This is a genomic window from Methylobacterium sp. 1A (genome assembly GCF_058072805.1).
Genome location: NZ_JBYQVE010000002.1, coordinates 1,265,704 through 1,282,269 on the forward strand (window position 1 = coordinate 1,265,704; position 16,566 = coordinate 1,282,269).

Below are 16,566 nucleotides of genomic sequence, written 5' to 3' on the forward strand. Positions count from 1 at the left end.
CGGCCGCCGGCGAGGCTTTCGGGCGCTCCCGTCCCGGTCATCCCGATCCTGGAGACACCCATGCCGCGCTACTTCATCGACACCGCCGACCACGTCGCCGTCCGGGACGACGAGGGCACGGTCCTCCCGGACCGGGCCGCCCTGCGGGACCTGCTGCGCCGGACCCTGACGGCGCTCCTGCACGACGAGGGCGAGGAGACCGGGGTGAACGACTTCACCGCCAGCGCCTACGACGAGGACGGTCGCCTCGTGATGCGGGCCCGGGCCAGCTTCCACGTCGTGGACCCGTAGGGGACGCCCGGCAGGACGTCCCCGCACCCCTGTCAGGCCGCGTCCGGCATGCGGTCGAGGAGCTTGTCGAGGGTGATCGGGTAGTCGCGCACGCGGATGCCGGTGGCGTTGTAGATCGCGTTCGCGACCGCGGCGCCGACCCCCGAGATGCCGAGCTCGCCCACGCCCTTGGCCTTCATGGGCGAGGACATCGGGTCGACCTCGTCGAGGAAGATCACCTCCTGGTGCGGGATGTCGGCGTGGACCGGCACCTCGTAGCCGGCGAGGTCGTGGTTGGCGAAGAAGCCGCGCTTGGTGTCGACGGCCAATTCCTCCATCAGGGCCGCCCCGGTGCCCATCACCATCCCGCCGATCACCTGGCTGCGGGCGGATTTCGGGTTGAGGATGCGCCCCGCCGCGCAGATCGCCAGCATCCGCCGCACCCGGACCTCCGCCGTATAGGCATCCACCGCGACCTCGACGAAGTGGGCGCCGAAGGTCGAGACCTGCTGGGTCTTCGAGAACTCACCGAACTCGATCGCGTCCTCGGCCACGAGCTCGCCGTCGGCGGCGGCCCGGGCGAGCGGGATGGCGCGGTTGCCGGCGCGAACCTCGCCCTCCTCGAACACCGCGTCGGTGGCGTTGAAGCCGAGCTTCTGCGCGACCGCCTCCCGCAGCTTCACGCAGGCCGCGTAGACGCCCGCGGTCGACGAGTTGGCGCCGAACTGGCCGCCCGAACCCGACGAGACCGGGAAGTCCGAGTCGCCGAGCCGCGCCACGACCCGGTCGAGGGGCACGCCCATCATCTCGGCGGCGGTCTGCGCGATGATCGTGTAGCTGCCGGTGCCGATATCGGTCATGTCGGTCTCGACCGTGACCGTGCCGTCGGCGGAGAGCCGCACCCGGGCGCCCGACTTCAGCACCATGTTGTCGCGGAACGCCGCCGCCATGCCGTGCCCGACGAGCCAATGCCCCTCCCGGACCTGTCCGGGCTTCGGGTTGCGCTTGGCCCAGCCGAACCGCTCGGCGCCGAGCTTGAGGCAGCCGACGAGGTCGCGGTGGGAGTAGCGCAGGTCCGGCTGGGTCGGGACGACCTGCGTGTCGTTGCGGATGCGGAACTCCACCGGGTCGAGGCCGAGCTTCTCGGCCATCTCGTCCATGGCGACCTCCAGCACCGCGAGGCCCGGGGCCTCGCCGGGGGCGCGCATGGCGTTGCCCTCGGGCAGGTCGAGCCGGGCGAGCTTCATGGCGGTCAGGCGGTTCGCCCCCGCGTAGAGGTACTTGGTCTGGTTCACGGCCGTCTCGGGATCGCCCTCCGGCAGGTTGCCCGAGACGCTCTCGTGCGCGATCGCCGTGATGGTGCCGTCCCGCTGGGCGCCGATCCGGACCCGCTGGATCGTGGCCGGGCGGTGCGTGGTGTTGTTGGCGATCAGCGGGCGGGTCAGCGCCACCTTGACCGGCCGCCCGGTGGCCTTCGCGGCGAGCGCCGCCAGCACCGCGTCGGCGCGCACGAACAGCTTGCCGCCGAAGCCGCCGCCGACATAGGGCGCGTCGAGCCGGACCTTGTCCTTCGGCAGGCCGAGCATCTTGGCGAGGCTGCCGTGGCCCCAGCCGATCATCTGGTTTGCGGTCCAGAGCGTGACCCGGTCGCCGTCCCAGGCCGCCGTCGTGGCGTGCGGCTCCATCATGGCGTGGCTCTCGTCGGACGTCGTGTAGGTCGCGTCGAGCGTCACGGGGGCCTGCGCGAAGGCGCCCTCGAAGTCGCCGGTCCGCTCCTCGCCGTTGCCGCCGCTGCCCTCGCCGCTGTCGGCCGGGACCGGCTCGGCGGTCTTCGCCGCGGCGGCGAGGTCGAACGCACCGGCCTCTGGGGCGTAATCGACCGTCACCAGGAAGGCGGCCGCCCGGGCCTGCTCGAAGGTCTCGGCCACCACGACGGCGATCGCCTGATGGTAGTGCTGGATCACGTCGCCGCCGAACAGGTAGGCGACGTTCATCACGCCGCGCTCGATCCGCGGCGTGTCGAGGGTGGTGACGATCCCGATGACGCCGGGCGCCTGCCGGGCCGAGGCCGTGTCGATGCTGCGCACCCGGCCCTTGGCGATGGCGGAGCCCAGCACGTAGCCGTAGGCGGCGTCGGGGGCCGCGTCGTGGCGCTCGTACGCGTAGGGCGCGGTGCCGGTGGTCTTGTACTTGCCGTCGATGCGGTCGGTGGGCAGGCCGACGACCTTGAGGCGGTCGATCGGGTTCGGGCCCGCGGCGGTGTCGAACTTCATGGCTCAGGCCCTCGCTTGGTTGAGCGCGGCGCCGAGGGTCCGCTCGGCGAGCTTCAGCTTGTAGGCGTTCTCGTGGGTGGGCTTGGCGTCGGCGAAGACCCGGTCGGTCACGGCCCGGGCGCCCTTCGGGAGATCGGCCTCGGCCGCCTCGACCCGCCAGGGCTTGTGGGCGACGCCCCCGAAGGCGACGTGGCCGGAGCCGTCCTTGCCCAGGATCGCCGCCACCGAGACCAGCGCGTAGGCGTAGGAGGCGCGGTCGCGGACCTTGCGGTAGATGTGCGTGCCGGGAACGGGCTTCGGCAGCGTCACCGCGGTGATGAGCTCGCCGGGCTCGAGGTTCGTGTCGCGCGACGGGTCGTCGCCCGGCAGGCGGTGGAACTCGGCGATCGGGATCTTCCGCGCGGCGCCCCCGGCGTCGATCGTCTCCACGGTGGCGTCGAGGACGCGCATGGCCACCGCCATGTCGCCCGGATGCGTGGCGATGCAGGCCTCGCTGGCACCGATCACCGCCAGCTGGCGGCTCACGCCGTCGAGCGCCGAACAGCCGGAGCCCGGCTGGCGCTTATTGCAGGGCTGGGCGGTGTCGTAGAAGTACGGGCAGCGGGTCCGCTGCAGCAGGTTGCCGGCGGTGGTCGCCTTGTTGCGCAGCTGGCCGGAGGCGCCGGCGAGCAGCGCGCGGGCGAGGACCCCGTAATCCGCGCGCACCCGCGGATGGGCCGCGAGATCGGTGTTGCGCACCAGGGCACCGATGCGCAGGCCGCCCTCCTCGGTCGGCTCGACCGCGTCGAGGCCGAGGCCGTTCACGTCCACGAGGTGGCGCGGGGTCTCGATCTGCAGCTTCATCAGGTCGAGCAGGTTGGTGCCGCCGGCGATGAACTTGGCGTCGGGCGTGGCGGCGACGGCGGCGGCGGCCGCGGCGGGCGTGCCCGGGCGCTCGTACGTGAAGGACTTCATGCGCGGCTCCCGGCGACTTCGGTGATCGCCTCGACGATGTTGGAATAGGCGCCGCAGCGGCAGAGGTTGCCGCTCATCCGCTCGCGGATCTCGGTCTCGGTCACCTGCGGCGCGGCGCCGAGATCCGCCGTGACGTGGCTCGGGATGCCGGCCCGGATCTCCTCCAGGACGGCCACGCCCGAGCAGATCTGGCCCGGCGTGCAGTAGCCGCACTGGTAGCCGTCGTGCTTGACGAAGGCCGCCTGCATCGGGTGCAGGCTGTCGGGCTGCCCCAGGCCCTCGACGGTCACGATCTCGGCGCCCTGGTGCATGATCGCCAGCGTCAGGCAGGCGTTGATGCGCCGCCCGTCGACGATCATCGTGCAGGCGCCGCACTGGCCGTGATCGCAGCCCTTCTTGGACCCGGTCAGGTGCAGGTGCTCGCGCGCGGCGTCGAGCAGGCTGGTGCGGGTGTCGAGTTCGAGCGTGCGCCGCTCGCCGTTCACCGTGAACGTGACGGCGGCGAGGACCGGTGCGTCGGTCCGCGCAGGTCTGGCGCCCGGGTCCTGGGGCACGGTTTCGGCGCTCACCATCAAGTCTCTCTCCGGTTCAGATCACGAAGGCGCGGACGGGATCCCGGTCGCCGGGGCCCGCGGGCGGAACATCCCGGCAAGACATCCCGCAAAGCGGCGGCACCCTGGATCGGCTCCAAGGTAGAGCCCGTTCCCGCGATGGTCAGGGGGGCGGCGCGGCCGGGGACGCGAAAGTTGCGGCGGGCCGCGCCGGGACCCGCCCAAACGAAAGGGCCGACCCGAAGGCCGGCCCCGATCGTCGCGCCGCGGACGCGCCTACTCGGCCGCGGTCATCTCGGCGGTGTAGTGGCCGCACCAGTCCTGGGCGGCGACCACCGGCCAGAGACCCTTGGACTCGGGCGCGGGCTGGCTGACCGGCGGGTTGAAGCGGCACAGGCCGGCATCGTTCTGCGCGACGGCGCCGTTGCCCTTGTGCTCGTCGAAGAACCGGCAGGTCTCGCACTTGGCGTTCATGGTCGGGCTCCTGTGAGGCCGGCGGCCCGGGGGCCGTCCCGGCGGGGGACGAGAGCTTGGACCTTAGAAGTGATCCAATCTGCGGGGCCAACGTCGGAGCGATCGGGCGGGTTCCCGGCGGCGGATCGGCGATCCCGCTCAGCCGACCGCGGCGAGGCCCGGCTCGGCCCGGGCGGATTCCTCGGCGGGGCCGGCGGGACCGCCGACCGCGGCGGCGTAGTCGGTGATCGGGCGCGGCCTGCCGAACAGGAAGCCCTGCATCTCGCCGCAGGCCTCCTCGGTCAGGAACTTCATCTGGGCGTGGGTCTCGACGCCCTCCGCGACGACGCCCATGCCGAGGCTGCGGCCGAGGCTGAGCACGGCCCGGACGATCACGGCGGCCTGCGGCCCGGTCCCGAGCTGCGCCACGAAGGAGCGGTCGATCTTCAGCTTGTCGAACGGGAAGGCCTGGAGGGTCGCGAGCGACGCGTAGCCGGTCCCGAAATCGTCCATGCTGATCCGGATGCCGTAGCTCTTCAGGCGGCGGAGGATGCCCACGGCCCGCGCCATGTCGTTGATGATGATGCTCTCGGTGACCTCCAGCTCCAGGCGGTCCGGCGAGAGACCGGTCTCGGCCAGGATCGCCAGGACGGTCTCGGGCAGGCCGGGCTTCTGGAACTGGCGGGGCGAGAGGTTGACGGCGACCTTCAGGGGCTGCGCCCACTGGACCGCCTCGCGGCAGGCCTCGCGCAGCACCCAGTCGCCGAGCGCCACGATCAGGCCGGTCTCCTCGGCCAGGGGCACGAACACGTTGGGCGACACGCTGCCGCGGACCGGGTGGGTCCAGCGCAGGAGCGCCTCGAACCCGACGAGCGCCCCCGTGTGGCCCTCCACCTGCGGCTGGTAGTGCAGGCTCAGGGTGTTGTCGTCGAGGGCCTGGCGCAGGTCGCGCTCGAGCACCCGCCGCTCCTCGGCCTCCTCGTCCATGGCGGGGGTGAAGATCCGGTACGTGCCGCGGCCCTCGGCCTTGGCCCGGTAGAGGGCGAGGTCGGCGCGGCGGTACAGCGGCTCGGCATCCGTCCCGTGCTCGGGGGCCAGCGCGATGCCGACACTCAGGCCGACGCCGACCCGGTGCCCGCCCACGCTGAACGGGCTGTGGAACAGCGCGATGAGGCGCTCGGCCAGGACCTCGGCCTCGGCCGCGCCGCCGGCGGAGAGCACGGCGAACTCGTCGCCCCCGAGCCGGGCCACCGCCCCGTCCCCCGCGATACCCCGCAGGCCGGCCGACACGCGCCGGAGGAGCTCGTCCCCGGCCTGGTGGCCGAGGCTGTCGTTCACGCTCTTGAAGCCGTCGAGGTCGAGGTACAGGACCGCGCAGGCGCCGCCGCGCTGGACGATGTCGACGAGGCTGCGCGCGAGGGTCTCGTGGAACAGCGCCCGGTTCGGCAGGCCGGTGAGGACGTCGTGGCGGGCGAGGCGCGCCACCTCGGCCTCCGCGGCCTTCCGCTTGGTGATGTCGGTGAAGGTCCGCACGAAGCCGCCATCCGCCAGGGGCACGGTGCGGATCTCGAGCACGAGGCCGTTGGGCCGCGCCCGCTCGTGAACCTGCGTCTGCCCGGCCTCGCCGCGCTCGATCCAAGTCCGGATCGAGCGGTCCGGGCGCCGGCGCTCGCGGCGGCTCGCCTCGTGGCGCAGCACCGCCCGGTAGCTCGGCCGCGCCTGCATCATCGCCCGGGGCAGGTCGAGGAGCGCCAGCGCCCGCTCGTTGCAGACCCGGACCACGCCGCCGGCGTCGACCATGATGAGGCCCTGGTCCATGCTGTCGAGGGTGGCGTCGAGCAGCAGGGTCTTCTCCCGCAGCATGCGGCCCTGCCGGGCCAGGGCGACGTTGATCCGGCGCAGGTGGTCCAGCATCAGCGTCAGCGCCGCGAAGGCCAGGATCACCGCCATCACGCCGGCGATGCCGCCGGCCAGGACGCCCCGGGCGAGGCCGAGCTGCGGGACCGCCAGGGCCGGGTCCGGCACCACGCGGGCGGCCGCCATGGCGAGGAAGTGCAGGATCGCGATGGCGAGGGTCAGGACGGTCGCGGCCGCGAGCCGGGCCCGCGCGCCCGCGCTGCCGACATGGATGGCCATGCCGGCGGCCGCGAGCCCGCAGCCCGCCGCGATCGCCGTGGCGGCCATGGCGGGGTCCCAGGTGAAGTGCCCCGGCAGCCGCACGCCGGCGATGCCGAGGAAGTGCATGCAGGCGATGCCGATCCCGAGCACGAGGCCCGCCCCCGCCCCGGCCCAGCGCGACGGCGTGGCCCGGGCGAACAGGAAGGCCACGGTGGCGGCCGCGATCGCGACGATCAGCGAGAGCAGGGTCGTGCGCGGCTCGTAGCCCAGCACCACGCCGGGATCGTAGCCCAGCATGCCGATGAAGTGGGTGCTCCAGATCCCGGCCCCGATCGAGAAGCCCGAGGCCAGGAGCCAGACCGGCCCGTGCCCGTCGGCGCGGACCTGGACGCGCTGCTCGAGCTTGAGGGCGACCGCGCAGGAGATCCAGCACACGCAGGCGGCCAGGGCGACCACCCAGCCGGTATGTTCCTCGGTCAGGCAAGCGAACGCGCGATACATCGAGGTGCCCCGCCCTTCTGCGACGGCGGGAACCTTAACCCGCGGATACTAATCAGAAGTTGCATTCCGCCCGGACACAGGTCCGATCCGCCATGCGGACGAGGCTCTTCCGGGCGCCGCCGCGCGCCGGTCAGGCCGCAGATCAGGAGTTGTATGTTCGGGCGCGGCGGCGGTCCGCCCGCCCGTGCCCGTCGCGGCGCCCGTCAGCCGCGCCCGTCGCCGCGGATCTCGATCGGCCGCGCCGCGAAATCCGTCAGGAGTTCCTGGAGCTCGTCCTCGTGGACGAGGCGCGCCGCCTCCTCGGGCGCGAACCATTGCAGGGTGCGCTGGGCCTGTTCCGGCCAGCGCTCGTGCTGGGCCTCGACCCGCAGCGGGTAGACGCGCACCATGCAGGGGAAGGCGCGGCCGTGATCGAAGCGCTTCTGGTAATGGTACCGTCCGACCGGGTTCGCGGCGATCTGCCCCTCGAGCCCCGCTTCCTCGTAGGCCTCCCGCGCGGCGGCCTGATGGGCCTTGCGGCCGGTCATCGGCCAGCCCTTCGGGATGATCCAGCGCCCGGTATCGCGCGAGGTGATCAGCAGGACCTCGATCCGGCCGTCGGCGCCGACGCGGAACGGCAGGGCCGCCACCTGCTTGAGCGGTTTGACCTGCGCCTTGCGGAGCAGCTTCTTCAAGTTCGGCCGCTTGGATGCCGTCTTCAGCGCTGACCTCGCGGACGGAGAAGGGCGGGATTTCTGATGATGCTTCTGCAATCGACGGCCTCCTCACGCTTTTACATAAGTTTAACACGATCCCATTGCAGCCCGCGCGCATTGGCACCGAGCCATGCCTGTAACGCTGTGCTCATCCCCGCCAGGCGGCTTGTCGCGGGCCGGCTTGTCGGCGAAGGCTGACGCGTCAAACGTCCACGAGGCGCGGCATGGCTGTCGAGATCGAGCGCAAGTTCATCGCGAACCCGTCGGTTCTGGCGCTGTGCCGGGCGGGGACGCCCCTGGTTCAGGGATACCTCTTCACCGACGCGGCCAACACGATCCGGATCCGCCGGGCCGGTGAGCGCGCGCTGATCACGTGGAAGAGCCCGCGCCGCGGCGCCAGCCGGGACGAGATCGAGTTCGCCATCGCGCCGGAGGACGGCGCGGCGCTCCTCGCCACCGTGCCGCCCGGCCGGCGGCTCGAGAAGACCCGCTACCGGGTCGCGCATGCCGGGGCGGTCTGGGACGTCGACGTGTTCGGCGGGAACCTCGCGGGCCTGATCCTGGCCGAGATCGAACTGGAGCGCGAGGACCAGCCGGTGGTGCTCCCTCCCTGGGTCGAGCGCGAGGTCACCGACGACGCGCGCTACCGCAACTCGCGGCTGGCCGCGGGATCGGTGCCGAAGCGGTGGGCGGCCTAGGTTCCCGACGCGCCGGGCGGATCCGTCCGGTCGAACATCTCGAACATCCGGGTCCGTGAACATCCCGGGGCGGCCACCGTTCTCACGGCATGCCCCGGACCCTGATTACCTGGACGCAGGACGAGACCGCCGGCGTGCCGCTCCCGCGCTTCGTCGGCCGGGTCGGGACGGTCGTCGTGGGGATCTGCGCCTACGACGGATCGAGCCGGTTCTGGACCTGGTGGAGCCCGCTGGCCGAGGACATCTGGGGGCACGGCCAGGACGCCGAGGGCGCCCGGCAGGGCTGCGAGGCCTGGCTGCGCGGATGGCTCGAGAACTTCAGGCCGTTCTTCACCTGACGCGGCCGGCCGCGAGGGCGCGGCCGGGCCGTCGGCGCGGGATCAGCGCATGAAGTGCGGCAGGCGCCGCTTCCAGCGCTCGCCGAGCCGCAGCTCGTTCGTCCGCCGCCCTGCCGTCGACCGGGGCGACGGGCCCTGACCCGACGTGGGACCCGACGTGGGACCGGACGCGGCCGGCGGCGGGACGCGGGCGGGCGCCTCGTCGACGGGCGGGGCCGGCGGCGGGGCGGTCGGCGCGGCCGGGCGCGACGGCACCGTCTGCACCTGCGGGAGCGCGTCCCGCGCGGCCGCCCGCGGCCGCCCGCGCCGCGCCCGCGGCGCCGGGACGGTCTCGGCGGCGGGGTCCGTCGCGGCCTCGTCGGCGGCTTCGAGGACCGGCTCGGCCGGGGCCTCGAACATCGGCATGAGGCTCGGCAGGACGCGGCGCACCGGTGCGTCCGGCACCTTCCGTTCCGGGCGCGGCGCCGGTGCCGCCTGAGGGGCGGGCGCGGGTGCGGGCGGCGCGAGGGCGGCCTGCGCCAGTTCCGGCCACAGGATCTTGTCCGGGCGCGGCCGCGCCTCGGTGGCAGTCAGCGTTGTGCGGGCCGAACGGGTCTGCTTGACTTCGACCATGAACGGTCGCGCGCTGCGGCGCTTCATGTAAGATGATCCTTGGAAGCATTCGAGCGCGCATGTCGGCGGCACGAACACACCGAGGTTAAGCCTGATCTCGGCCGTTGTCCAGAAAGACGACGTCGTACTGGTCAAATTTCTCTTTAGTCGAGATGGGCCGCGGTCGTTTCCAGGCCTCGGGTCGTGAAACCGAAAGCGTGATCGCCCGAGCACCTGCGGACACTGCCCCGTCGCCGCCCGGCGAGGGGGCGATCCGCTGCGGGACGATCTGTTGCGGGGCGGACGTCGCGCGCGATCGGGTCGTCCGGGATCAGGCGGCCTGCGCCTGCGCCGGGCGGCGCCGCAGGGGACCGGGCGCCCCGAACAGGGACTGGTACAGCGCGGCCGGCGTCCGCGCCTCGCCGCTGCCGTCCGTGATCGTCACCTCGGCCATGCCGGCCGCGATCAGGCTCATGCCCTGATCCAGGGCGGTCAGGACCGAGGCGTGCTGGTAGGCGAACCGGCGCGCGGACAGGCGTGCGGTGACGGTGAAGTGCATGACGACGATCCCGGGAAGCCGGACCCGCCGGGTCCGGACGGCAACGGCGCGCGCGACGCGCTCGGGTGAGAACGGGGCTCCGGCAACGCCGCTGCCGGTCCCGCACCTGCTCGCGGCCAATAAAGTCGTTATCTTGACGAAAGCTTGTTCATCCCCGCTTTGCACGAACAAGGCGCACAATTAGCGGCGGGATTTAGTGGTTGCCGCCGCGCCGCTGCCGTCACGCTTCAGTTCAGGCGGCGGCGGCGCCGTTCCGCGACCTGCCGCCGGGCCAGCCGTCGCCCCAGCGCCATCAGCAGCGCGTCCGCCTCGGCCTTCAGGGCCGGATCGCCCAGCGCCGCGACGGCGTCCTGCGCGGCGAGGGCGTGCTCGACCGCCCGGTCCAGGGGCGTGTCGCCGAGGTCGGGCGCGGTCGCGCCGCCGATCGCCTCGCGCGCGCGCAGCGCCGTGATGTCCACGAGGATCCCGCGCCCGCCCGTCGGCCGGCCGCGACGGTCGCTGGTGAAGCGGCCGCGCGCCAGGACCCAGCGCATCCGGCCGTCGACGGAGATCACCCGGTACTCGGCGACGTAGGAACTCCCCGCCGCGACGCTGCGGCGGATCAGGGTGTCGACCCGGTCGCGGTCGTCGACGTGGATGGCCTCCTCGTAGACGGCCAGCGGGATGCCGGATTCCGCCGCGGTCGGATCGACCTTGAACAGGAGGGCCACCAGGGCGTCGACCCGCACCTGGTCCGTCGCGGGGTCCCACGCCCAGTGCCCGATCATGTCGGCGGAATCGAGCGCGATCTGGAAGGCTTCGGGACAGGTCTGACCGACGGACGCGTTGGTCTTGGGCATGGCGGTGTACGTGTGCGGCTCCGGTCCGGTCGATCTACGGGTTCGGTAGCTGCAACCTCAAGACTTCTTTGACGCATTCATGCAACTGTTGCGTGCTGGCCACTCGCGTCCTGCCGGTCTTCTGTATTATGAATGCTCGAGCCAGCCCGCGCGCCAGAGCCTGACCGCCGATGGGATCGAAGTCACCTGTCCGGAGCGGATCCTCCGGGGCTGCGGCGCCCGAGGACGACCTGTTCGAGCGCTCCGCACCGCCGCACGCGCCGGGTGCCGGGCGGCTGCTGCAGCGGATCGCCGACGCGCTGCAGGTTCCGGCCACCTCCCTGTACGGCCCACTGAGCGCGGAGCGGGGCGCCGGCGTCGCGGGCGGGCGTGCCGACGAGGCCGACGCCCTGCTGCATGCCTACCGGCGCATCGACGATCCCGAGATCCGCCGCCGCATCCTGACCCTCGTGCAGGATCTGGCGGCCGCACGCTGACCGGCACGCTGACCGGTGCGCTGACCGGTGCGCCCGTGATGCACTTGTGATGCGCTTGGCCCGCCGCGTGCTAACCTGAGCGGGATTGCAACGCTCGGGCGAGTCGGCATGCTGAACAGACGATCCTTCATGGCCCTGTCGGGGGCCGCCCTCGCGACCCCGGCGCTGGCGCAGGGCAGTGCCGCCCGGACGCTCAAGTTCATCCCGCAGGCCGACCTGACGGTGCTCGATCCGATCTGGACGACCGCCTACGTCACCCGGAATCACGGGCTCGCCGTCTTCGACACGCTCTACGGCACCGATGCCGCCTACGCCGCCCAGCCGCAGATGGTGGCGGGCCACACGGTGGAGAACGACGGCACGCTGTGGCGCCTCACCCTGCGGCCCGGGCTGACCTTCCACGACGGCAGCCCGGTCCTGGCCCGCGACTGCGTGGCGAGCGTCGCGCGCTGGGGCAAGCGCGACGCCATGGGCCAGACGCTCATGGCCTACACGGACGAGCTCTCGGCCTCGGATGACCGGACGATCCAGTTCCGCCTGAAGAAGCCCTTCGCGCTCCTGCCGGACGCGCTCGGCAAGGTCGGCTCCTCGATCTGCGCCATCATGCCGGAGCGTCTCGCCAAGACCGACCCGTTCACGCAGGTGACCGAGATGGTCGGCAGCGGCCCGTTCCGCTTCAAGGCGGACGAGCGCGTGGTCGGCGCCCGGGTGGTCTACGAGCGCTTTGCCGGCTACGTCCCCCGCGAGGGCGGCGAGCCGCAATGGACCTCGGGCCCGAAGCGCGTCCACGTCGACCGGGTCGAGTGGAACGTCATCCCCGATCAGGCCACCGCCGCCTCGGCCATGCAGACGGGCGAGATGGACTGGTGGGAGCAGCCGCCGGCCGACCTCGTGCCCACCCTCCGCGGGCTGACGACGCGGATCACCGACCCGACCGGCCTGATCGGCTGCCTGCGGATGAACCAGCTCCAGCCGCCCTTCGACAATCCGGCGATTCGGCAGGTGCTGCTGAAGGTCGTCGACCAGACCGACTTCATGCAGGCGGTGACCGGCACCGATCCCAAGCTGATTCACGTGCCGACCGGCTTCTTCTGCCCGGGCCTGCCCATGGCGAGCGACGTCGGCCTCGACGCCCTGACCAGCAAGCGCGACTACGCGGGCGCCAAGGCGGCGCTGGCGGCGGCCGGCTACAAGGGCGAGAAGGTGGTGCTGATGGGCGCCTCGGACTTCCCGAGCCTGAAGGCGCTCGCCGACGTGGCGGCCGACATGCTCACGCGCGCCGGCTTCAACGTCGACTATCAGGTCATGGACTGGGGCTCGGTGGTGCAGCGGCGCGCCAAGAAGGAGCCGGTCGCCCAGGGCGGCTGGAGCGCCTTCTGCACCTTCTGGGCGGGGCTCGACCAGGCGAATCCCGCGGTCAGCGCCTTCCTGCGCGGGACCGGACAGAGCGCCGCGATCGGCTGGCCCACCAGCGCGAGGATCGAGGCGCTGCGGGACCAGTGGCTGGACGCCCCGGACACCGCCGCGCGCAAGCGGCTCGCGGGCGAGCTCCAGCAGCAGGCCTTCGCCGACCTGCCCTACCTGCCCCTCGGGCAGTACTTCAACCAGACCTCGTACAAGCCGTCCCTGACCGGCGTCCTCGACGGCGTGCCGGTGTTCTGGAACGTCAAGAAGGGCTGAGGCGCAAGGGTCGCCCTCTTTCAAGACCTCGGGACGTGGGCGCGGGTTCAGCGGCTCCAGGTCCGTGCGTGCGCGCCTTTTCCGGGTACCCGAACGCGGAGAGGGTCGCGGTCCGGCGACAGAGATCGCGCAGAACTGGCTCCGTGCCTTTGCGAGCGCAGCGAAGCAATCCAGCTGCGCCAAGCTTGACCGATGTCTCGCATCCCTGGGTTGCTTCGCTGCGCTCGCAAAGACGAACAGGCCATCGGCACCCCTACAGCCCCGCTGCACGAGCCTACTGTGTCGCCGGCACGGCGTAGTTCAACGGTATCCTGCCACACGAATACGCCGTTCCCTCCAACAAGTCCGATCGATTGAAGCCGCGCGAGCGCTTCCCAGCCGCATCGGGAACGGGGTAAGCAGATTCGGCACAGGTCACCGCCAGAGATGACCGGCCCGCGAGGAAGCCCGAGATATCCGTCTCACCGCCATCGCGGCGGTGCATCGACGCCCTCGACGCCGCGCGGATTCCATGACGCGACGAGGACACGCTCGATGACAGGCTTGGCGACAGGCTCCCCGGACGAGGCCGCCCTGGAACGCTCGGCGATGCGCAGGATCGGCTGGCGGCTCGTGCCGTTCCTGATCCTCGCCTACTTCGTCTCCTTCCTGGACCGCGTGAATGTCGGCTTCGCGGCGATCCAGATGAACCACGATGTCGGCCTCTCGGCGACCGTGTTCGGCTGGGGCGCCGGCATCTTCTTCCTCGGCTACTTCCTGATGGAGATCCCCAGCAACCTGATGCTGGAGCGCTTCGGGGCGCGGCTGTGGATCGCCCGGATCATGGCGACCTGGGGGCTCATCTCCGCCGCCATGGCCCTGGTGCAGGGGCCGTGGTCGTTCATCGGCCTGCGCTTCCTGCTGGGGCTCGCCGAGGCCGGCTTCTTCCCCGGCGTGATCCTCTACCTCACCTACTGGTTCCCCTCCGCCTACCGGGCGCGGATCATCGGGGTCTTCATGATCTCGATCCCGATCTCGTCGTTCCTGGGCTCGCCGATCTCCGGCGCGCTGCTCAACGTGACGGGGTTCGGCCTCGCCGGCTGGCAGTGGCTGTTCATCCTCGAGGGCCTGCCGGCGGTGTTCCTGGCCGTCGCGGTCCTGTGGCTCCTGCCGGACGGCCCGCGGGACGCGGCGTGGCTGCCGGTGGCCGAGCGGGACTGGCTGGAGCGGCAGCTCCGGGCCGAGGCGGCGCGCAACACCCGCAGCGGCCAGCCCGCGAAGCCGCCGCTCTGGGACATCCTGCGCGACCGGCGGCTCGCCCTCTTCGCCGCGATCTATTTCGGCTCGACGGCGAGCAGCTACGGGCTGTCGTTCTGGACGCCGCAGATCGTCAAGAGCTTCGGCCTCGGCAACGTCGAGACCGGGCTCCTGAACAGCATCCCGTACGGCTTCGCGTCCCTGGCGATGGTCCTCTGGGGCCGGCACAGCGACCGGACCGCCGAGCGGCGCTGGCACCTCGCGCTCTCGTTCCTGATCCTGGCGCTGGGGCTCGCGGGCGGCACGGTCCTGTCGGGGCTCGGCCCGGTCGTGGCGGCGCTGACGATCGCTGCCATGGGCGTCTACATGCTCAAGGGCCCGTTCTGGGCGCTCGCGACCGAGCAGATGCCGCCCGCCACGGCGGCGGCGAGCATCGCGGCCATCAACGCGGTCGGCAATCTCGGCGGCTTCCTCGGCCCCTACCTGATCGGCGCGATCAAGGACGGGACCGGCAGCTTCACCCTGAGCCTCCTGCCGCTCGTGGTCTTCGCCCTGCTCTCGGCCGCCCTGTCGCTGGTGCCGGGCCGCGCCCCGCGCCCCGACTCGGGCGCGCCGCGGCCGTCGGCCGTCTGAGCCCGCGGCGAACCGAGTCCGGGACCGGCCGGTTGGCCCGGTGCGGCCGCCGCCCGGCGCTGCGCCGGCCCGGACTGGACCGGCCCGGACCGGACGGGGTCCCGCGGGCCGTGACCGCGCCGCCGCCAGGAGATCGCCGTGCCCGAGCTCAACGCCATCTTGGAGACGGCGCTGTACGTCGCGGACCTCGACCGCGCCGAGGCCTTCTATCGCGACACGATGGGGTTGCGCTGCCTCTTCACCGACTTCCGCATGCGCGCCTTCGACGTCGGCGGCCGCGGCGTCCTCCTGCTCTTTCCGGAAGGCGGGTCCCTGCAGCCGATCGAGACGCCGGGCGGTCTCATACCGCCCCATGACGGCCGCGGCCCGGCCCATATCGCGTTCTCGATCGACACCGACGCCCTCGCGCCCTGGGAGGACCATCTCGCGGCCGCCGGCGTGGCCGTCGAGGGCCGCACCCGCTGGCCGCGGGGGGGCGTCAGCGTCTACTTCCGCGACCCGGACGGGCACCTGCTCGAGCTGGCCACACCCGGCCTCTGGAAGGGCTACTGAGGCGGCGCCGGGTCAAGTCCGGGTCAAGTCCGGGTCGAGGCCGGGTCGAGGCCGGGCCGGATTCGGGCCGCCTGAACGGCGAAGGGGCCGCCTCCTGTGGGAAGCGGCCCCTTCGCGTTTCGGGTCGGGTGCGACGGTCGGGGTGCGAGCGTCGCACCCCGACCGTCGCTGGTCGATCTCAGTAGGAGCCGAACTTGTAGTTCAGGCCGGCGCGGACGACGGCGAACTCGTCGGAGCGGCGGCCGATGCCGCTGTAGACGACCGGGAAGTTGTTGGCGGCGTTGATGACGAACGCGCCCTGGTTGCGGGTGTTGCGGTCGAGGTTGACGTACAGGCCTTCGACCTTGAGCGTCACGGCGCTCGAGCGGAAGAAGTTCAGGAACGAGTCGGTGGGCAGGGCGTACTCGATGCCGCCGCCGACGGCCCAGCCGGTGCGGAAGCTGTCGTTGCCGGCGTAGCCGCCGAAGGAGCGGTCGGCGCTGCCCGAGCCGTAGGCGAAGCCGCCGGTGCCGTACACGAGGGTGCGGTCGAAGGCGTAGCCGAGGCGACCGCGGACGGTGCCGAAGAAGTCGAGGCTGGAGAGGCCGCGCGGGTCGGTGACGTAGTAGCCGGGGGCCAGCGCGCCGGAGACGAAGGCGTTGTTCCGGTTACGGCCGAAGTCGAGGTACTGGGCGTCGGCCTCGACACCGATCACGAGGCCGGAGCCGGGGGTGATCTGCCAGTTGTAGCCGATCTGGCCACCGCCGGAGAAGCCGTCCTGGCTGCGGTTGCGGAAGGAGGCGACGGTGCCGGGGGCGGCGTAGGGGAAGGGGACGGCGAAGGTGTTGCCGGTGTTGCGGTCGCTGGCGTCGAAGGCGTAGCCGGCGTTGATACCGAAGTAGGCGCCGGTCCAGGTGAAGACCGGGACGGGGGTGAACACCGGCGGCGGGGCGGCGCGGCGCGGCAGGTCGGCGGCCGAGGCGGCGCCGGTCAGGAGAGCCGTGGCGGCGCTCGCGAGCAGAAGCTTCTTGATCATCTGGTCCTCTGTCTCCCGTTGGACGGGATGTGTGCGGGGCGGACAGGACGTCAGGATGTGCGGGCGCGATAGTGCATTGTTGCAACAGCGCCGGCGGGGGTCCGGAGCCGGTGGACCGAAAGGTGCGCTGGAGC

The 16,566-nt window shown here is 72.1% G+C and carries 17 protein-coding genes; 7 read left to right on the forward strand and 10 right to left on the reverse strand.

What is annotated here, in order from left to right:
* Nucleotides 1-60: 60 nt before the first annotated feature.
* Entirely contained in the window at nucleotides 61-291 is a 231-nt protein-coding gene (locus ACX9MN_RS26135; protein ID WP_056533591.1) for a DUF6894 family protein, read from the forward strand.
* A 32-nt stretch (nucleotides 292-323) separates the two neighbouring features.
* Here ACX9MN_RS26135 and paoC read toward each other — a convergent pair whose 3' ends face one another.
* The 6 genes from paoC to ACX9MN_RS26165 all read right to left on the reverse strand — a co-directional run bounded on the left by paoC (nucleotide 324) and on the right by ACX9MN_RS26165 (nucleotide 7,794).
* Nucleotides 324-2,543 carry an aldehyde oxidoreductase molybdenum-binding subunit PaoC gene (gene paoC / locus ACX9MN_RS26140; RefSeq protein WP_489725854.1) on the reverse strand — a complete coding sequence of 740 codons (2,220 nt, stop codon included), beginning with the start codon at nucleotides 2,541-2,543 and terminating at the stop codon, nucleotides 324-326.
* Nucleotides 2,544-2,546: 3 nt separating this feature from the next.
* Nucleotides 2,547-3,497 carry an FAD binding domain-containing protein gene (locus tag ACX9MN_RS26145; protein WP_489725855.1) on the reverse strand — a complete coding sequence of 317 codons (951 nt, stop codon included), beginning with the start codon at nucleotides 3,495-3,497 and terminating at the stop codon, nucleotides 2,547-2,549.
* The gene (gene paoA / locus ACX9MN_RS26150) at nucleotides 3,494-4,069 is read right to left on the reverse strand and encodes an aldehyde dehydrogenase iron-sulfur subunit PaoA (protein ID WP_020094082.1); all 576 of its coding nucleotides are present in this window, start codon (nucleotides 4,067-4,069) and stop codon (nucleotides 3,494-3,496) included. The genes ACX9MN_RS26145 and paoA overlap by 4 nt, the downstream gene beginning before the upstream one ends.
* Nucleotides 4,070-4,324: 255 nt before the next feature.
* A complete protein-coding gene (locus ACX9MN_RS26155; protein WP_012321181.1) occupies nucleotides 4,325-4,522 on the reverse strand; it encodes a hypothetical protein in 198 nt (65 codons plus the stop codon).
* 138 nt (nucleotides 4,523-4,660) lie between these two features.
* A complete protein-coding gene (locus ACX9MN_RS26160) occupies nucleotides 4,661-7,120 on the reverse strand; it encodes a bifunctional diguanylate cyclase/phosphodiesterase (RefSeq protein ID WP_489725856.1) in 2,460 nt (819 codons plus the stop codon).
* 203 nt (nucleotides 7,121-7,323) lie between these two features.
* Entirely contained in the window at nucleotides 7,324-7,794 is a 471-nt protein-coding gene (locus ACX9MN_RS26165) for an NUDIX hydrolase (RefSeq protein ID WP_020094084.1), read from the reverse strand.
* Between the two features lie 245 nt (nucleotides 7,795-8,039).
* Here ACX9MN_RS26165 and ACX9MN_RS26170 point away from each other — a divergent pair, with 245 nt between their 5' ends.
* Both ACX9MN_RS26170 and ACX9MN_RS26175 read left to right on the forward strand, forming a co-directional pair.
* A complete protein-coding gene (locus tag ACX9MN_RS26170) occupies nucleotides 8,040-8,513 on the forward strand; it encodes a CYTH domain-containing protein (RefSeq protein ID WP_489725857.1) in 474 nt (157 codons plus the stop codon).
* A gap of 89 nt (nucleotides 8,514-8,602) precedes the next feature.
* Complete coding sequence (locus tag ACX9MN_RS26175) at nucleotides 8,603-8,851, forward strand: hypothetical protein (protein ID WP_020094086.1); 249 nt, start codon at nucleotides 8,603-8,605, stop codon at nucleotides 8,849-8,851.
* A 42-nt stretch (nucleotides 8,852-8,893) separates the two neighbouring features.
* Here the strand turns inward: ACX9MN_RS26175 and ACX9MN_RS26180 are convergent, their stop codons facing one another.
* The 3 genes from ACX9MN_RS26180 to ACX9MN_RS26190 all read right to left on the reverse strand — a co-directional run bounded on the left by ACX9MN_RS26180 (nucleotide 8,894) and on the right by ACX9MN_RS26190 (nucleotide 10,840).
* Nucleotides 8,894-9,490, reverse strand: a complete 597-nt coding sequence (locus tag ACX9MN_RS26180) for a hypothetical protein (protein ID WP_489725858.1) — start codon at nucleotides 9,488-9,490, stop codon at nucleotides 8,894-8,896.
* Between the two features lie 283 nt (nucleotides 9,491-9,773).
* On the reverse strand, nucleotides 9,774-10,001 hold the full coding sequence (locus tag ACX9MN_RS26185; RefSeq protein WP_020094088.1) for a hypothetical protein: 228 nt from the start codon (nucleotides 9,999-10,001) through the stop codon (nucleotides 9,774-9,776).
* A 227-nt stretch (nucleotides 10,002-10,228) separates the two neighbouring features.
* Nucleotides 10,229-10,840 carry a PAS domain-containing protein gene (locus ACX9MN_RS26190; RefSeq protein ID WP_489725859.1) on the reverse strand — a complete coding sequence of 204 codons (612 nt, stop codon included), beginning with the start codon at nucleotides 10,838-10,840 and terminating at the stop codon, nucleotides 10,229-10,231.
* 170 nt (nucleotides 10,841-11,010) lie between these two features.
* On the opposite strand from ACX9MN_RS26190, the gene ACX9MN_RS26195 reads away from it, so the two are divergent.
* From ACX9MN_RS26195 to ACX9MN_RS26210, 4 genes are all read left to right on the forward strand, one after another.
* A complete protein-coding gene (locus ACX9MN_RS26195) occupies nucleotides 11,011-11,316 on the forward strand; it encodes a hypothetical protein (protein ID WP_489725860.1) in 306 nt (101 codons plus the stop codon).
* Nucleotides 11,317-11,424: 108 nt separating this feature from the next.
* Nucleotides 11,425-12,996 carry an ABC transporter substrate-binding protein gene (locus ACX9MN_RS26200; RefSeq protein ID WP_489725861.1) on the forward strand — a complete coding sequence of 524 codons (1,572 nt, stop codon included), beginning with the start codon at nucleotides 11,425-11,427 and terminating at the stop codon, nucleotides 12,994-12,996.
* A 534-nt stretch (nucleotides 12,997-13,530) separates the two neighbouring features.
* On the forward strand, nucleotides 13,531-14,865 hold the full coding sequence (locus ACX9MN_RS26205; RefSeq protein ID WP_132368609.1) for an MFS transporter: 1,335 nt from the start codon (nucleotides 13,531-13,533) through the stop codon (nucleotides 14,863-14,865).
* A 138-nt stretch (nucleotides 14,866-15,003) separates the two neighbouring features.
* Nucleotides 15,004-15,417: a VOC family protein gene (locus ACX9MN_RS26210; protein ID WP_489725862.1), complete on the forward strand. Its 414-nt coding sequence runs from the start codon at nucleotides 15,004-15,006 to the stop codon at nucleotides 15,415-15,417.
* 178 nt (nucleotides 15,418-15,595) lie between these two features.
* On the opposite strand, the gene ACX9MN_RS26215 is transcribed toward ACX9MN_RS26210, so the two are convergent.
* Nucleotides 15,596-16,432 carry an outer membrane protein gene (locus ACX9MN_RS26215; RefSeq protein WP_205833912.1) on the reverse strand — a complete coding sequence of 279 codons (837 nt, stop codon included), beginning with the start codon at nucleotides 16,430-16,432 and terminating at the stop codon, nucleotides 15,596-15,598.
* Nucleotides 16,433-16,566 lie beyond the last annotated feature (134 nt).

Bases quoted from the DNA above. Each gene is read 5' to 3' on its own strand.
- ACX9MN_RS26135 (WP_056533591.1), top strand. From the start codon at position 61: ATGCCGCGCTACTTCATCGACACCGCCGACCACGTCGCCGTCCGGGAC.
- ACX9MN_RS26175 (WP_020094086.1), top strand. From the start codon at position 8,603: ATGCCCCGGACCCTGATTACCTGGACGCAGGACGAGACCGCCGGCGTG.
- ACX9MN_RS26195 (WP_489725860.1), top strand. From the start codon at position 11,011: ATGGGATCGAAGTCACCTGTCCGGAGCGGATCCTCCGGGGCTGCGGCG.
- ACX9MN_RS26200 (WP_489725861.1), top strand. From the start codon at position 11,425: ATGCTGAACAGACGATCCTTCATGGCCCTGTCGGGGGCCGCCCTCGCG.
- paoC (WP_489725854.1), bottom strand. From the start codon at position 2,543: ATGAAGTTCGACACCGCCGCGGGCCCGAACCCGATCGACCGCCTCAAG.
- ACX9MN_RS26185 (WP_020094088.1), bottom strand. From the start codon at position 10,001: ATGCACTTCACCGTCACCGCACGCCTGTCCGCGCGCCGGTTCGCCTAC.
- ACX9MN_RS26145 (WP_489725855.1), bottom strand. From the start codon at position 3,497: ATGAAGTCCTTCACGTACGAGCGCCCGGGCACGCCCGCCGCGGCCGCC.
- paoA (WP_020094082.1), bottom strand. From the start codon at position 4,069: ATGGTGAGCGCCGAAACCGTGCCCCAGGACCCGGGCGCCAGACCTGCG.
- ACX9MN_RS26155 (WP_012321181.1), bottom strand. From the start codon at position 4,522: ATGAACGCCAAGTGCGAGACCTGCCGGTTCTTCGACGAGCACAAGGGC.
- ACX9MN_RS26170 (WP_489725857.1), top strand. From the start codon at position 8,040: ATGGCTGTCGAGATCGAGCGCAAGTTCATCGCGAACCCGTCGGTTCTG.
- ACX9MN_RS26215 (WP_205833912.1), bottom strand. From the start codon at position 16,432: ATGATCAAGAAGCTTCTGCTCGCGAGCGCCGCCACGGCTCTCCTGACC.
- ACX9MN_RS26190 (WP_489725859.1), bottom strand. From the start codon at position 10,840: ATGCCCAAGACCAACGCGTCCGTCGGTCAGACCTGTCCCGAAGCCTTC.
- ACX9MN_RS26205 (WP_132368609.1), top strand. From the start codon at position 13,531: ATGACAGGCTTGGCGACAGGCTCCCCGGACGAGGCCGCCCTGGAACGC.
- ACX9MN_RS26180 (WP_489725858.1), bottom strand. From the start codon at position 9,490: ATGAAGCGCCGCAGCGCGCGACCGTTCATGGTCGAAGTCAAGCAGACC.
- ACX9MN_RS26160 (WP_489725856.1), bottom strand. From the start codon at position 7,120: ATGTATCGCGCGTTCGCTTGCCTGACCGAGGAACATACCGGCTGGGTG.